The following is a 15,745-nucleotide window of genomic DNA, read 5'->3' as shown; positions in this document are numbered from 1 at the left end:
TCCTTGCGCGCATCCTCAAATGAAGCACGGACATGCCGACCTCAGGTAGGTAATCGGGCAGATTCCTCCGTATCAGTTGCGTGTCGCTCCGGGCACGCCCCGGGCGCGCTCCGCCGTCACCCGGTCGGCCGTGCGCCGGGCCCCGGTAGGGTGGCCCGGGTGAGCGTACCGAGCGTCGAGGTGTGGGCGGACCCGGAGCGGCAGGACCTGGAGGAGCGGGTCGCGGCGGCCGAGTTGGCCTGGCTGACGCTGGACGTCGACGTGGCCACCCTGCGGGTGGAGATCGACAACTTCGCGCTCGCCCACCACCAGCTGCTCGGCCCGCTGTACGCCGAACTCGACGAGCTGGACGCGCTGATCGCCGAGTCGGTGGCGGCGCTCAGCGGCGACCCGGAGGACCTGCGGCGGGCCCGGGAGGCCCGGGAGCGGGTCGAGCCGGCCGCCGAGCGCGGCCCGCGCGAGGGCGAGCCGCAGGCCCGGAGGGTGCGCCCGGACAAGGACGCCCAGCGGATCTACCGGGAGCTGGCCCGCCGGGCCCACCCCGACCTGACCACCGACCCGGCCGAGCAGGGGCGCCGCTCGGCGTTCATCGCCCGGGTCAACGAGGCGTACGCGCTGGCCGACGCCGAGCAGCTGTCCGAGCTGGCCGAGGAGTGGTCGACCTCCCCGGACTCGGCGCCCGCCGCCGACTCCCCCGACCGGCTGGCCTGGCTGCGCCAGCGGCTGGAGTGGCTGACCGGCCGGATCACCGCGCTCGCCGTGGAGCGGGTCCGGCTGGAGCGCACCCCGATGGGCGAGATCCTGCTGCTGCGTCCGGACGAGCCGGAGCGGCTGCTGGAGGACCTCGCCGAGCAGTTGCTGGCCACCGCCGCCGAGCGGCAGGCGAGACTGGCCGCGCTGCTGCCCGACAATGGCCGGAACGAACCGTCCGAAACCCCTCAGGAGACGCCCCAGATGTTCGCTCAGCTGCCCACCGCCGACGCCGCCTCGGTGCCCGCCGACGCCGCCCTGCTCGACGTCCGCGAGCAGGACGAGTGGGACGCCGGGCACGTGGACGGCGCGCTGCACATCCCGATCGGCCAGGTGGTGGCCCGGCTCGACGAGCTGCCCGAGGGCCGGCTGTACGTGATGTGCCGGGTCGGCGGCCGGTCCGCCCAGGTGGTGCAGTACCTGGTGGCCAACGGCCGGGACGCGGTGAACGTGGACGGCGGCATGTTCGCCTGGGAGGCCGCGGGCCGTCCGATGGTCGGTGGCGGCGGGCAGCAGCCGTTCGTCCTGTAGCGGTCAGCTCCGACCCCTGTTCGAACGCGTGGGCGGTGCGGCAGGATGGCCGCCGTGCGCGTCTGGTCGAAATCCGCCCGGGTGGTGCTGGTGACCGCCGGGGTGGGACTCGCGGCCGGTGCCCTGGTGTTCCTCGGCGCGCTCTTCCTGAACGTGGCCCCGGAGAACGCGGTGTCCCGGGAGTACCGGGCCGGGATCGACGCGGTGGTGTACCCCGAGTTCGAGCAGAACTGGAAGCTGTTCGCGCCGGACCCGCTGCAGCGCAACGTCACGGTCGACGCCCGGGTGCAGACCATCGCCGAGGACGGCCGGATCACCACCGGGGACTGGCAGAGCCTGACGGCCCGGGACCTGGCGGCGGTCCGGCACCACCCCGCGCCCAGCCACGTCGACCAGAACCTGCTGCGGCGGGCCTGGGACTTCTACGACTCCACCCACGGGGACGGCGACGCCCCGTCCCCGGCGGGCTCCCGCGGGCGGCTCGCCGAGCAGTACCTGAAGCGGATCGCGCTGCAGCGGATCGGCCCGGGCGGCGAGCGGGTGCTGCAGGTGCAGCTGCGGGTCGGCACCGCGACGGTGGCCCCGCCGCCCTGGAGCACCGAGCAGGTCGACACCGCCGTGCACCTGCGCGAACTGCCCTGGTGGCCGGTGGCCGCCGAGGACCGGCGGAACCTGTGACGATCCGCGCCGCGCTGCCCCGCCTGCTGACCACGCTGGCCCCGTACCAGGCCGCCGTGGTGCGGATCGGCACGGCCGGGACCTGGGGCGCGTTCCTGCTCCGCGAGTGGCCGAACCGGCGGGTGCTGTACGGGGACCGCTCGCCGTGGTCGGCGGAGCTGAACGCCCGGCTGATCGGCGACACCCACGCCTTCACCGCGCTGGCCTGGAGCGACGGCCGCTGGTGGTTCGAGGCGGTGTACCTGCTGGCGCTGCTCGCCGCGGCCGCGACGGCGCTCGGCTGGCGGACCCGGGCCTCCTCGGTGCTGTTCGCGCTGACGGTGCTGTCGCTGCAGAACCGCAACGTGTTCGTCGGCGACGGCGGCGACAACCTGGTCCACCTGATGGCGATCTACCTGGTGTTCACCCGGTGCGGCACGGTCTGGTCGCTGGACGCCCGGCGCCGGGCCCGGCGCCCCGGCAAGGACCCGGCCGAGTGGGGCGAGCCGCGGGCGGTGGCGGACGCGCTGGCCGCGATGCTGCACAACTGCGCGATGCTGGTGATCGCCGGCCAGGTGGTGCTGGTCTACGGCACGGCCGGCTGGTACAAGGTGCAGGGCGCCCGCTGGCAGGACGGCACCGCCGTGCACTACCCGCTGCACCTGGACTACTTCACGCCCTGGCCGGAGCTGTCCGGGCTGCTCGCCGGGAGCCTGCTGCTGACCTTCCTGTTCACCTACGGCACGGTGGTCCTCCAGGTCGGCTTCCCGTTCTCGCTGGCCGCCCGGCGGCTGAAGAACGCGCTGCTGGTGGTGATGGCGGCCGAGCACCTGGGGATCGCGGTGCTGCTCGGGCTGCCGTTCTTCTCGCTGGCGATGCTCTCCGCGGACGCGGTGTTCGTGCCGACGGCCGCGCTGCTCGCGGTGCAGCGCGCCGTGACGGCGGCGGCGGGCCGGGTCCGGCGGGCCGGACCGGCCGAGCGGGCCGAACCGACCGGACCGGCCGGACCGGCCGGACCGGCCGAACAGGTCTGACGGGGCGTCGGGCCCGGCGAGCCGGGCGGCGAAAAGTCGGTACGCTCCCGTTATGTCCTGGTTCACGTCCCTGCGCGACACCGCGAAGGCCGGGCTGACCGTGGACCGCTCGCTCACCAACCCGCGGCGCGCCCTGCGCGGCGCGGTCGCCGCCGCGCTGGTGGTGTTCCCGGCGCTCGGGCTGTTCGGGCCCGCGCAGGCCACCTCGGCCGCGATGGGCGCGTTCATCGCCGGGACGGCGACCTTCCAGCGCTCGTTCCGCCCGCGCGCCTCGCTCGCCCTGGTGGCCGCGGCCGGGCTGGGCCTGTCGACCTTCTTCGGCTACGTCGCGGTCGGCATCCCCGGCGCGTTCCCGGTGCTGCTCGCGCTGTGGGCCTTCGGCGCGGGCCTGGCCTGGGCGATCGGGCCGACCGCCGGGGTGGTCGCCGCCAACACCCTGGCGGTGATGCTGGTGGTGGTGCAGCTGCCGGTGTCGGTGCCCACCGCCGTGGAGCACGGGCTGCTCTGCTCGGTCGGCGGCGCGGTCCAGGCCCTGGTGATCACGGTCTGGCCGATCGACAGCTGGCGGGCCCAGCGCGACGCGCTGGCCGACATCTACGCCGGACTCGGCGACTACGCCCGGCGGCTGCGCCACGACCCGGTGGCGCAGGTCGACCCGGAGCCGTTCATCGTCGGCCGGCAGGCCGCCCGGCTGACCGCCCGGCAGGCCCGCCGCCGCCCGCCCGAGCTGCGCGGCCTGCGCACCATCGCGGAGCGGATCAGGCCCGCGCTGGCCGCGCTCGCCGACCCCCGGGTCGGGGCCGCCGAGGAGGGCCCGGAACGGGACCGGGCCCGCGAGGTGCTGGCCGCCGCCGCCGAGGTGCTGGACGCGCTGGCCCGGGCGATCCGCACCGGCGACCCGGTCCGGCTGCCCAAGGACACCCCCGCGCTGGCACTGGCCCGCCCCGGCGAGGGCGAGGACCTGCTGCGCGGCGGCGCCCGCCGCTCCGCCCGCCGGCTGTCCGGCCTGCTCGGCCGGGCCGCCGACCGCCTCGACCGGCAGGACCGCACCACCGTCCCGACCCGCGGCACCCCGGACGGCGGCGGGCTGCGCCGCCCGCCGCTGGTCAAGGTGGTGCCCGCCGCGCTGGCCACCGTCGGACGCCAGCTGCACCGGCACTCGGCGATCCTGCACCACGCGGTCCGGATGTCCGCGGTGGTGACCTCCGCCTACCTGGCGGCCCGGCTGGTCGGCTTCGAGCACGGCTACTGGGCGCCGATGACCTCGGCGATGGTGATGCGCCCGGACTTCGCGCAGACCTTCAGCCGGGGCGTCGCCCGGGTGGCCGGCACCGCCACCGGCGTGCTGCTGGCCACCGCCGTGGTGCAGCTCTTCGACCCGGGGGACTGGGTGCTGGCCGGGCTCGCCGTCACCTGCATGGGCTTCGCCTACCTGACGCTGCGCACCGGGTACGCGGTGATGACGGTGGCGATCTCCTCGTACGTGGTGTTCCTGCTCGGCCTGCAGCCCGGCGACCCGCTCCGGCTGGCCGTCGACCGGGTGGTGATGACGCTGCTCGGCGGTTTCGTCGCGCTCGCCGCGTACGCGCTGTTCCCGACCTGGCAGACCGCCCGGCTGCCGGAGCGGCTGGCCGAGTGGCTGGCCGCCGCGGGGCGGTACGCGGCGGCGGTGTTCACCGCGTACGGCGACCCGGCGGGCGGGCACGCGGAGAAGGACGTGCGGCCGGCGCTGCTGGACGTCCGGGAGGCGCGCAGCGAGATGCTGGCCGCGCTGGACCGGGCCGAGGTGGAGCCGGTCCGGCACGCCGAGCAGGTGCCGGAGCTGAGCCGCAAGCAGTTCGACCGGGCCCGGTCCGCGGTCGGCATGCTGGACCGCTGCACCGTCCTGCTGGAGGCGCACGTCCCTGGTGGGGACGCCCCGCCGGTGCCGGGGGCGGCGGCGTTCGGCGAGGAGCTGCGGGACGCCACCGCGATCGCCGCCGCCGCGGTCCTGCTCGGCCAGGACGTCGACTTCTCCGCCCTGCGGGACGCCCACCGGCGCTGGGACCGGCAGCTGGCCGCGCTGCCCCGGGACGACGGGATCGACGTGCTCCGGGCCGGGGCCAGGCTCGCCGTGCAGGCCCTGGCCGAGTTGGAGCGGGCCGTCCGGACGCGCCCGCCGGCCGCCGTCGAGGAGCACGTACCGTTGGGTGCGTGAGCGACACCTCGGTGCCCCAGCTGGGCGAGCAGTACGACGACGGACACCTCCCCGACGACCGGGAGATCGGCGTCGGCCCGCACCCCGAGCCCTGGCCCGACGACCCCCGGCTGGACCCGGAGCTGCTGGCCGGCGGGGACCGGCGCAACGTGGTCGACGGGTACCGGTACTGGCGGCACGAGGCGATCGTGGCGGACCTGGACACCCGGCGGCACGGCTTCCACGTCGCGGTGGAGAACTGGCAGCACGACTTCAACATCGGCTCGGTGGTGCGCACCGCCAACGCCTTCCTGGCGGGGGAGGTGCACATCGTCGGCCGGCGCCGCTGGAACCGGCGCGGCGCGATGGTCACCGACCGGTACCAGCACGTCCGGCACCACGGCTCGGTGGCCTCGCTGGCCGGGTACGCGGCCGAGCGGGGGCTGCCGATCATCGGGATCGACAACCTGCCGGGGGCCGTCCCGCTGGAGACCTACCCGCTGCCGGAGCGCTGCGTGCTGCTGTTCGGGCAGGAGGGGCCGGGGCTGACCGAGGAGGCGTGGGCGCACTCGGCGGCGGTCTGCTCGATCGCCCAGTTCGGCTCCACCCGCTCGATCAACGCGGGCGCGGCCGCCGCGATCGCCATGCACGCGTGGGTGCGGGAGCACGCCTCGGGCGCGCTCCCGCAGGGGTGACGGGCCGTCAGGGGTTCCGTCAGGAGAACAGCAGCTTCCAGGTGTCCGGGCCCGGGTAGCCGTCCGCCTCGGCGCCGGACCAGCCCCGGGCGCGCTGGAAGGCGGCGACGTTCAGCCGGTCCGCCTCGCCCCAGTCCCGGCTCGGGCCCTCCCGGTAGGCGGCGCCGAAGCCCTTCGCGACCAGTTGCTGTCCCAGGCGCAGGACCCAGTCGTTGACCCGGCCGGGGCCGAACGCGTCCGCGCCCGGGAAGACCGGGGCCCCGGCGGGCGGGGGCGGGGGCGGCGAGGGGGTGCCGGCGGCGGTCGGGATGTCCTTGCCGAGGCGGCGCACCAGCAGGTCCCAGGTGTCCTTGCCGGGGTAGCCGTCCGCCTCGGCGCCGCGCCAGCCCTGGGCCAGCTGGAACGCCTCGGTGGCGCGCCGGTCGGCCTCGCCCCAGTCGGGGCTCGGGCCCTCCCCGTAGAACCGGGTGCCGCCCCGGTCCACCAGCATCTTCCCCAGCCGGGTCACGTACGGGTTGACCTGGCCGGGGCCGAACTTGTCCGCGCCGGGGAAGGCGTCGGCGTTCTCCGGCGCGGGCATCGGCTGGCTCAACCCCTTGTAGCGGTACGGCAGGTAGCTGCCCGCGTGGCTCCAGTACGCGTACGGGGTGGTGCGCTTCAGGGTGTTCGGGCGGGTCTGCTCCAGCGCCGTGTACTTGGTGCGGGCGGCGTCCGCCCAGCCGCCGAACAGCACCACGTGCGAGCCGCCCTGCGGGTCGGACGCGTTGTTGTAGATCAGCGCGTCGCCGGGCTGCAGGTCGTCCTTGGAGATCCGCTCCGCGAAGTCCGGCAGCGTCCAGGTGGTCTGGCTGCTGCCCAGGCCCCAGGCCATCGAGACGAAGCCCGAGCAGTCCTGGCGGTAGCCGTCCGACCAGTACCGGCCCATGCTGTACGGGACCTTCTGGTCCACCCAGGTCTGGGCCCGGCGCATGATCTCCGCCCGGGTGGTGGCGGGCTGCGCGGCCAGGCCGCGGCGGGCCCCCGATCCGCCGTACAGTCCCGAGACCTCGCCCTGCGGGGAGCCGGGTATCTGCGTTCCGGCGTCGGTGCCCGGCGCGGCCACGGCTATGGACGCCGCCCCGCCGCCGCCCAGCACGCTGCCGACCGCGGCGAGCAGCACCGCCGCCCGCCTGGTCCGGCGGGGCACGACCCGGCCGGAGCGGACGGCCAGCAGCCTGGCCCGGCGGCGGCCGTCGCAGCCGCCGCACGCGCACGTGTCGTCCGGTTCGACCTCGTTGAACTCCATCAGCACGGACGGACCCGCCTCTCCTGTGAACCCCGGTGAACCCGGTTGAGTGGGACTCACGTTCCTAGGAGGAGAGGGCCGGGACCACCTGATCGGGGGTCGGACAGGGCGGTTCGGGTGAACGCGCGCACCGCGGGGTCGGGCGCGTCGCAATCGGCTTCGGGGGGAGGAGGGGTGACGGTGCGTCGGACGGTGCGGTCACTCCCACTGCCAGCGGATGCCGACCTGGCCGGGCTGCTGGTCGGAGGCGAGGACGTGGGCGCTGGCGGAGGCGCCGATCCACAGCGGTTCGCGGTGCCGGTCGACCTCGGTGCCCGGGGTGCGGTCGAAGCGTTCGCACTGGACCGGGACGGCGCCGGGGTCGAAGTGCACCTGCAGGACGTACTCCCGCACGGGGCTGGGGAAGAACCGGCCGTAGTCGGTGGTGGGGCCGGAGTCGGGGATCCGCACCTCGTACTCGAGGACGGTGGAGTCGCCGAGCGCGAGCGGGCGGTCCAGCAGCAGTTCGGCGACCAGCAGCCCGCCGGCGGGGCGGCGGCGGACCCGGCCGAGCCGGGCGTGCCGGACCGAGGTGATCTCGGGGCAGATCTCCACGCCCTCGTCGGCCTTGTGCACCACGACGTGCCGGGTGACGCCGTCCACGGTGGCGCGGACGACCTGGCGCATCCGCAGCAGGTGGCCGCGGCGGTCGGCGTCGACGTAGTAGGAGTCGTGGATCGACTGGCGTTCCAGCTGGCCGGCCGGCGGGGCGTCGAGTTCGGCGAAGACCTCGGCGATGTCGGCCTGGCCGGGCCAGACCTGTTCGACCCGCAGGCCGTCGGGGGCGGGGCCCTGGGAGACCCAGCGGCCGCGCGGGCGGGGCGGGCCGAGCAGGGCGGTGAGGGCGGTGTGGCGCAGGCCGAGCAACTCCTCCAGCAGGTGCACCGCGCGCAGTGAGGTGGCGCGTTCGGGCTGGCTGCGGCCGCGCCGCCAGTAGCTGAGGGTGGTGACGCTGACCCGGACGCCCTGCTTGGCGAGGGCGGCGCGGATCCGGTCCAGGCTGAGGCCGCTGTTCTCGATCGCGGAGTTGAGGGCCTCGGCGAAGCCGCTCGGCGCGGGAGCGGCGACGGGGGCGGCGGTGACGGGGACGGCGGGGACGGCGGTGACGGTGACGGCGGTGACGGTGGTGACGGGGACAGCGGCCGGGGCCGGGACGGGCGCGGGGGTCGGCGCCGTGGCGGGCACCCCGCTCGGCGGCCGTTGCTCGCTGCCGGGGTCGCGCTGTCCGACCAGTCGGAGCCGGCCGGCGTGCTGCGGTTGCTGTGAGCCCATGCGAGACCTTCCCCCACCCGGCGGGTTCGGCGGGTCCACCCCGGCGCCACGGCCCCGGCCTTACGTCGGTGGTCCGCCGCCGAGCGTGTGGGAACCCTATTGAGGGTTGAGAGGCTACGTCATCAATCCGGACATATGACAGTGGTCACGACAAGCATTTCGCAGACGGATCGAACAGGAAACACTCCTGACACACCGGTGCCGGAAGGGCCCGGGCGGGGCCCTTCCGGCGGGGTCCGGTGACGGCTCGTCAGGACACGGAGAGCGCGGTGTCGTCGATCACGAAGCTGGTCTGCAGCGAGGAGTCCTCCACGCCGCTGAACTTCACCGTGACGGTCTGTCCGGCGTACGAGGACAGGTCGACGGTCTTCTGCGCGAAGCCGGTGTTCTTGTCGAGGTTGGAGTACACCGCGACCGAGGTGCCGTTGACCGTGACGGTCAGCTTGTCGTAGGCGGTGCTGCCGGTCTCGGCGGTGTCGACGTGCAGCCAGTAGCTCAGCGTCGCCTTGCAGCCGGCCGGGATCGCCACCGACTGGGACACGGTGTCGGTGTGGCTGGAGCCGTAGCCGTCCATCCACGCCTTCCAGGAACCGCTGTGGGCGGCCTCGGAGGACGAGTTGTCGACGACGCCGGAGGAGGCGGTCCAGGGGCTGGCGGAGCCGGTCTCGAAGCCGGGGTTGCCGAGCAGCTGGGCGGCGGTGCAGCCGCCGGTGGGCGGCGGGGTGGTGCCGCCGCCGCCGAGCAGGGCGGTGGCCAGGCCGTCGGCGATCGGAGTGCCCCAGCCGGTGACCTGGTCGTAGCCGGCCTTGGTGGAGAAGTCCTGGTTGGCGCCGCTGGTGACGTCGTGGAAGGCGCTGCCGTACGAGGACGAGTTGGTGACGGCGTAGATCTTCGGGTTGGCCTCGCCGAGCACCGGCTTGGTGGCGGCCAGCGCCTTCTGGTTGTAGAGGGCGGCGAAGCCGGACCAGAGCGGGGCGGCCGCGGAGGTGCCGCCGTAGACCTGCCAGCCGGGGCTGCTGGTGCCCTGGGTGTAGATCGCGAAGCCGCTGTTCGGGTCGGCGTTGGAGGACACGTCGGGGACGGTGCGCATGGTGCCCGAGACGCCGGTGCCGGTCTGCCAGGTCGGCTTGGCGTACTGGGTGGAGACGCCGCCGCCCGCGGTGGACCAGGCGCTCTCCGAGCTGTACGTGCTGCCGGAGACCTTGAGGTTGGTGCCGCCGACGCCGGTGTTGTACGGGCTGGAGGCGGGGAAGTCCACGGCCTTCACGGTGGAGCCCGAGGTGGAGCGGGTGCAGTCCCGGGAGCCGTCGTCGCCGGAGGCCGAGAAGATCGAGATGCCCTGGGCGGCGGCCTGCTTGAAGGAGTTGTTCACCGCGGTCATCGAGGCGGCGGTGGTGTCCGGCTCGCAGGAGCCCCACGAGATGGAGATGACCGAGACCCGGTTGTCCGCCACGATCTTGGCGGCCATGTCGATCTCGCCCTGGTCGCTGTTCGGGGCCTCGTAGACCAGCTGGGTCGCCTTGGGGGCGACGCCGCGGACGATCTCCGAGTCCAGCTCGACCTCGCCCTGGCCGTCGCCGGGCTTGGAGTCGTAGTTCGCGCCGTCCACCGAGACGGTGCTGACCGTCGGGCCGGACAGGCCGAACTGGCTGTCGTAGGTGGTCAGGTTGGAGGACTTGTAGCCGTCGAACTCCCAGAGCGCGACGGTCGAGCCGGTGCCGTCGGCGCCCAGCTGGTTCAGCCGGTAGGCGCCGTCGTAGGTGGCCGGGCCGAAGCCGGACGGGGTGGCGTGCGGGGTCGAGGCGTTCGGCTTGGCGATCCGGGTGGTGCGCACGGTGTGGTCGTTCAGGCCGCTGACGCCCTCGACCACGCCGGCCAGCGCGGCCGGCACCGAGGCGGCGGCGTCGTTGGCGAAGAACGCCCGGCCGCCCTGCTGCGGGTCGGTGTAGGTCGACTCGTGGGTGCCGAACGCGGCGGCCAGCTGCGCGTTGGTGCCGGTGGCGTTGACCACCTGGCGGTTGGCGCTGACCGAGTCGACCTTCAGGCCCTGGGCGGTGAGGAAGGCCCGGACCTGGTCGACGTCGGCGGAGGTCGGGCCGAAACGCTCGGTGAATTGGGCGGGCGTCAGGTAGTGCCCGTATTCGGCGGTTCCCGGAGTGGCGACCGCCGTGAGGAAACGGTCGAGTTCGGCGGTGTTGCGCAGCTTCAGCGAGACCGCGACGGATATCCGGCGGTCGGCGGGGACGTCGCCCTGCTTCTGCGAGCGCGCCACGGCGGGGGTGACGGTCTGCGGCAGCGCCACCCGGGCGGTGGCGTTCGGGGTCGGCGCCGCCTGAGCGGTGCCGACGCCCAGCGAGACGGCGGTGAGGGGAAGGACAGCGAGAGCTGCGGCAAGGGCGAGCGAGCGGGGTCGCACGGGCTCCTCCGGAAATCTGGGGGCGTTCCGGGTCTTCGGAAAGCGCTCGCCAGAATCTCTCAGAGGACACTCAGGAATAGGCCCATGCCCGAGCAATTGCTTACTAAAAAACAGTCAACTGTGGAATGGGAAACGAATTCAGTGAATGAACTGAATGCCGGTCGTGGCTGAACTGAATGTCAGGGGCGGCCCAGCCACTGGCTGAGCGCGGCCCGCAGCTCGCCCCGGGTCGGGTCGGCGCAGGCCCAGGCCGCGTGGCCGTCCGGGCGGACCAGCAGCACGGTGTCGCGCAGCTTGCCGTGCGGGTCGGCGGGCGCGGCGGTGACCACCCGGTCCGCCCAGGAGTCGGCCACCGACACCTCGTCGTTGCTGATCAGCACCGCCTTGCCGGCCCGCAGCGCCTCGTGCAGCCGGGACGGGCCGCCGGGCACGTCGACGGCCAGCCGCAGGTCGGGGACCCGGCGGCCGGTCAGCGGGTGCGCGCCCTTCTCGGCGGGGTAGGCGTAGCCGATGCCGGAGACCTGCTTGGCGCCCAACTCGGCCAGCGGGCCCAGGTGTCCGGCGGCCGCGCCGAGCGCCGAGCGCAGCGCCCGGACCGGGGCGTGCCGGCCCTGGGCGAGCCGGACCAGCGCGCCGGAGCTGCGCAGCACGGCCCGGCCGACCGGGTGCCGCTCGGTCTGGTAGGTGTCCAGCAGGGCGTCGGGGGCCCAGCCGCGGACCGCCGCGACCAGCTTCCAGCTGAGGTTGGCGGCGTCCTGGATGCCGGTGTTCAAGCCCAGGCCGCCGGCCGGGGAGTGGCAGTGCGCGGCGTCGCCGGCCAGGAAGACCCGGCCGGAGCGGTAGCTCGCCGCCTGCCGTTCGTCGCTGTGGAACCGGGAGGTCCAGCGGACCTCGGCGAACTCCAGGTCACGGCCCGTCACCTCGCGCAGCAACTTCTCCAGATCGGCCGTCACCACCGGCTCGGTGTCCGGGAGCTGGTCCTCGCGGTCCCAGCCGATCACCCGGAACCAGCCGTCGCCGAACGGGGCGAGGAAGGCGAACCCGGCGTCGCCGACGGCCGCGGTGAACGACTCGTCCGGGTCGCCGGTGAGCCGGACGTCGGCGAGCATCACCGAGCGCAGCACCGCCTCGCCGGGGAACGGGACGCCCAGCAGGTCGCGGACGGCGGAGTGCACGCCGTCCGCGCCGACCGCGTAGCGGGCCCGGTGCCGCTGCTCGCCGTCGGCGGTGCGGGCGGTCAGCGTGACGCCGGTGGCGTCCTGCCGCAGGCCCGTCAGCTCGGCGCCGCGGCGCAGGTCCGCACCGGACTTGACGGCCCGTTCGCGCAGTACCCGCTCGGTGTTGGACTGCGGGGTGATCAGCACGAACGGGAACCGGCTGGGCAGGCCGGCCAGGTCGACCCGGAGCCGGCCGAACACCTGGAGCGAGGGCGTGGGGCGGCCGGTGGCGATCAGTTCGTCGGCCAGCCCGCGGGCGTCCAGCAGTTCGAGGGTGCGGGCGTGCACGCCGAACGCCCTGGTCAGGTTGGACTCCTCGGCGCGCTTCTCCAGCACCGTCACCCGCAGGCCGGCCGCGGCCAGGTCGCCCGCCAGCAGCAGGCCGGTCGGCCCGGCACCGACCACCACCACGTCGGCGGTGAACTCCGTCTCGGACATCGGTCTCTCCCGTTCGTCTTGCAACTGTCGGCCGCGGGGCCGCGGAGTCCTCGGCGCACGGGTTCTCAGCGCGCTCTCAGACTGCCATCATCGCTGGCCCATCAGGGGCTGTGAACCTCCTTCCCATGACACAGCCAGCGATGCACCCGACGCTCCGGGCCGTTCCGGCGGTGGGCGGCCGGGACACGGCCGACACCGCGGTCCGCACCCGGCTCGTGGAGATCGTCGTACCCGTGTACAACGAGCAGCACTCGCTGGAGCGCTGCGTCCGCGAGCTGCACGCCCACCTGTCCGCGACCTTCCCGTACGACTACCTGATCACGGTGGCCGACAACGCCTCGGTCGACGGCACCTGGGAGGTCGCCACCGCGCTGGCCGCCGAACTCGGGCCGGTGCGCGCCGTGCACCTGGACCTGAAGGGCCGCGGCCGGGCGCTGCGCGAGGTCTGGGGCAGCAGCGAGGCCGACGTGGTGGCGTACATGGACGTCGACCTGTCGACCGGCCTGGAGGCCTTCCTGCCCCTGGTCGCGCCGCTGTTGTCCGGGCACAGCGACCTGGCCATCGGCAGCCGCCTGCACCGGGGTTCGGCCGTGGTCCGGGGGCCCAAGCGGGAGTTCGTCTCGCGGACCTACAACCTCCTGCTGCGGGCCACCATGGCCGCCGGGTTCTCGGACGCCCAGTGCGGGTTCAAGGCCGGGCGGACCGAGGTGGTGCGGCGGCTGCTGGCGGAGGTCGAGGACAACGCCTGGTTCTTCGACACCGAACTGCTGCTGCTGGCCGAGGCGTCCGGGCTGCGCATCCACGAGGTGCCGGTGGACTGGGTGGACGACCCGGACAGCCGGGTCGACATCGTCCGCACCGCGGTCGACGACCTGAAGGGCATGGCCCGGATCGCCCGGCGGACCCTGGCGGGCCGGGGGACGGTCGAACTCCCGGACCGGCGGCCGGTCCCGCCGCCGCCCGGGCTCGGCCGGCAGGTGGCCGGCTTCGCGGCGGTCGGCGCGCTGTCCACGCTGGCCTACCTGCTGCTGTACCTGGCGCTGCGTCAGGCGGTGCCCGTGCTGGCCGCGAACGCGCTGGCGCTGGCCGTCACGGCGGTCGGCAACACGGCCGCGAACCGGCGCTTCACCTTCGGGGTGACGGGCCGTCGGCACGCGCTGCGGCACCAGCTGGAGGGCGGGCTGGCCTTCCTGACCGGCCTGCTGCTGACCACCGGCGCGGTGGCGGTGCTGCACGCGGCCTCCCCCGGGGCCGGGCGCGGCGTCGAACTGGCCGTGCTGGTGGCGGCGAACGCGGCCGCGACGCTGGTGCGCTTCGTGCTGCTGCGGGTGTGGGTGTTCCACCCGCGGCGCTCCTGAGACCCCCTGTCCTCTCCCCCCCCGGGACAGGGGAGCGGGCCCGGACGCCGTTGTGGGAACGGTGTCCGGGCCCGCTCGTGCGCGCCCGCGGGGGCGGCGGGCTACTTGCGGATCTCGACGGTGCGGAACCGGTTGGCGACGAACGCGGCGTCGCAGTACGCCGAGTTGGCGGCCGGGTTGGCGCCGGTGCCGTGCAGGTCGGAGTAGGCGGCGGTCTGGTTGACGTACACCCCGCCGGTCAGGTTGAGCGAGAGCGAGACACCGGCCTCCAGGCAGGCCCCGACCAGGGCGTCCTCGACCGCCTGGTCGGTGGTGTACGCGCCGGCCGTCATCGCGCCGTGCTCGACCGTGGTGCGGCGCAGCAGCTCGACGGCGGCGGCGGTGGACTCCACGGCGACCGCGAAGGCGACCGGGCCGAAGCACTCGGTGAGGAAGCGGGCCCGGTCGTCCGGCTTGTCGGCGTCGGCCTTCAGCAGGGCGGGCGTGCGGATCGTCGCGCCGGGGAACTCGGCGGAGACCACCACCCGCGGGGCCAGGGCGGGTTCGCCCAGTTCGCCGCCGGCCGCGGCGGCCGAGCGCTGCAGCACGCCCGGGTTGACCACGGCGCCGAGGATCGCGGCGGCCCGGGCGTCGTCGCCGAGCAGGCCCTCGATCGCGGCGGCGAGGTCGGCCACCACCTGGTCGTAGGAGCGCTCGCCGTCCTCGGTGCGGATGCCGGTGCGCGGGATCAGCAGGTTCTGCGGGGTGGTGCACATCTGGCCGCTGTACAGGCTGAGCGCGAACGCCAGGTTGTTCAGCATGCCGCGGTAGTCGTCGGTGGAGTCCAGCACGACGGTGTTGACGCCGGCCTTCTCGGTGTACACCTGCGCCTGCCGGGCGTTGTCCTCCAGCCAGTCGCCGAACGCGGTCGAGCCGGTGTAGTCGATCAGCTTCACCTCGGGGCGGACGGCCAGCACCTTGGCGACCGCGGCGCCCTCGTGCTCGGCGGCCAGGCAGACCAGGTTCGGGTCGAAGCCGGCCTCGGCGAGCACCTCGCGGGCGATCCGCACGGTCAGCGCCAGCGGCAGCACGGCCCGCGGGTGCGGCTTGACCAGCACGCCGTTGCCGGTCGCCAGCGAGGCGAACAGGCCCGGGTAGCCGTTCCAGGTCGGGAAGGTGTTGCAGCCGACCAGCAGCGCGCTGCCGCGCGGCACCACGACGAACTCCTTGGTCATGGTGAGCGGGTCGCGCTTGCCCTGCGGCTTGGTCCACTGCGCGGAGCGCGGCAGCCGGGTCTGCTCGGCGTACGCGTACGCCACCGCCTCCAGGCCGCGGTCCTGCGCGTGCGGGCCGCCGGCCTGGAACGCCATGCCGTACGCCTGGCCGGTGGTGTGCGTCACCGCCTGCGCGAACTCGTGCGAGCGGGCGTTGATCCGGGCCAGGATCTCCAGGCAGACCGCGGCGCGCTCGGCCGGGGCGGCCTTCGCCCAGCCGGGCCGGGCGGCCTCCAGCGCGGCCAGCAGCGCCGCGGGCTCGGCGTGCGGGTAGGACACGCCCAGCTCGATGCCCCACGGGGAGGTCTCGCCGGTCACCGGCTCGCCGCCGGCCGGGTGCCCCGGCAGCTCGAACTCGCGGCCCAGCAGCGCCTCGAAGGCGGCCTTCCCGTCGGCGGCGGCGTTCTCCCCGTACGCCTTGGCGAACTCGGGGTACGGGGACCAGTAGTCCCGCTCGGCGATCGCGGTCAGCGCGCGATCGAGGGTGTCCTGGTGGCGGGCGATCAGTTCGGCGACGGTCGTCGCGGCGGCCATGGTGCGCTCCTCACGGGGGCAGAGGCGGGACACGCCTCAGGGTAACCGAACGATCGGTCGGTGCAAGGCCCTCCGCTGTTCCCGTTCCGG

The 15,745-nt window shown here is 74.5% G+C and carries 11 protein-coding genes; 6 read left to right on the top strand and 5 right to left on the bottom strand.

Features of this window, described 5'->3' with window-relative positions:
- Positions 1 to 159: 159 nt before the first annotated feature.
- From ACIQBJ_RS09945 to ACIQBJ_RS09925, 5 genes are read left to right on the top strand one after another with little or no spacing between them, the layout of a single operon-like run.
- On the top strand, positions 160 to 1,281 hold the full coding sequence (locus tag ACIQBJ_RS09945) for a rhodanese-like domain-containing protein (RefSeq protein ID WP_400706544.1): 1,122 nt from the start codon (positions 160 to 162) through the stop codon (positions 1,279 to 1,281).
- A gap of 45 nt (positions 1,282 to 1,326) precedes the next feature.
- Positions 1,327 to 1,959, top strand: coding sequence for a DUF5819 family protein (locus ACIQBJ_RS09940; protein WP_400706541.1), 633 nt, complete (start codon positions 1,327 to 1,329; stop codon positions 1,957 to 1,959).
- Positions 1,956 to 2,972, top strand: coding sequence for an HTTM domain-containing protein (locus tag ACIQBJ_RS09935; protein WP_400706538.1), 1,017 nt, complete (start codon positions 1,956 to 1,958; stop codon positions 2,970 to 2,972). Before ACIQBJ_RS09940 ends, ACIQBJ_RS09935 begins: the two co-directional genes overlap by 4 nt.
- A 52-nt stretch (positions 2,973 to 3,024) precedes the next feature.
- On the top strand, positions 3,025 to 5,169 hold the full coding sequence (locus ACIQBJ_RS09930) for an FUSC family protein (RefSeq protein ID WP_400706535.1): 2,145 nt from the start codon (positions 3,025 to 3,027) through the stop codon (positions 5,167 to 5,169).
- Entirely contained in the window at positions 5,166 to 5,843 is a 678-nt protein-coding gene (locus tag ACIQBJ_RS09925) for a TrmH family RNA methyltransferase (protein ID WP_400706532.1), read from the top strand. Before ACIQBJ_RS09930 ends, ACIQBJ_RS09925 begins: the two co-directional genes overlap by 4 nt.
- Positions 5,844 to 5,862: 19 nt before the next feature.
- Here ACIQBJ_RS09925 and ACIQBJ_RS09920 read toward each other — a convergent pair whose 3' ends face one another.
- The 4 genes from ACIQBJ_RS09920 to ACIQBJ_RS09905 form a co-directional block, all read right to left on the bottom strand.
- On the bottom strand, positions 5,863 to 7,128 hold the full coding sequence (locus ACIQBJ_RS09920; protein WP_400708115.1) for a peptidoglycan-binding protein: 1,266 nt from the start codon (positions 7,126 to 7,128) through the stop codon (positions 5,863 to 5,865).
- 198 nt (positions 7,129 to 7,326) lie between these two features.
- On the bottom strand, positions 7,327 to 8,439 hold the full coding sequence (locus tag ACIQBJ_RS09915) for a hypothetical protein (protein ID WP_400706529.1): 1,113 nt from the start codon (positions 8,437 to 8,439) through the stop codon (positions 7,327 to 7,329).
- Between the two features lie 250 nt (positions 8,440 to 8,689).
- Positions 8,690 to 10,855 carry a protease pro-enzyme activation domain-containing protein gene (locus ACIQBJ_RS09910; protein WP_400706526.1) on the bottom strand — a complete coding sequence of 722 codons (2,166 nt, stop codon included), beginning with the start codon at positions 10,853 to 10,855 and terminating at the stop codon, positions 8,690 to 8,692.
- 179 nt (positions 10,856 to 11,034) lie between these two features.
- On the bottom strand, positions 11,035 to 12,510 hold the full coding sequence (locus ACIQBJ_RS09905; protein ID WP_400706523.1) for an FAD-dependent monooxygenase: 1,476 nt from the start codon (positions 12,508 to 12,510) through the stop codon (positions 11,035 to 11,037).
- Positions 12,511 to 12,635: 125 nt separating this feature from the next.
- On the opposite strand from ACIQBJ_RS09905, the gene ACIQBJ_RS09900 reads away from it, so the two are divergent.
- Positions 12,636 to 13,868: a glycosyltransferase gene (locus ACIQBJ_RS09900; RefSeq protein WP_400706520.1), complete on the top strand. Its 1,233-nt coding sequence runs from the start codon at positions 12,636 to 12,638 to the stop codon at positions 13,866 to 13,868.
- A gap of 101 nt (positions 13,869 to 13,969) precedes the next feature.
- Here ACIQBJ_RS09900 and paaN read toward each other — a convergent pair whose 3' ends face one another.
- Positions 13,970 to 15,655: a phenylacetic acid degradation protein PaaN gene (gene paaN / locus ACIQBJ_RS09895; RefSeq protein ID WP_400706517.1), complete on the bottom strand. Its 1,686-nt coding sequence runs from the start codon at positions 15,653 to 15,655 to the stop codon at positions 13,970 to 13,972.
- Positions 15,656 to 15,745: the final 90 nt, after the last annotated feature.

The organism is Kitasatospora sp. NPDC088391 (assembly GCF_044753345.1).
In the GTDB taxonomy this organism is placed as follows: domain Bacteria; phylum Actinomycetota; class Actinomycetes; order Streptomycetales; family Streptomycetaceae; genus Kitasatospora.
This window is presented reverse-complemented; position numbering and strand designations above follow the sequence as displayed.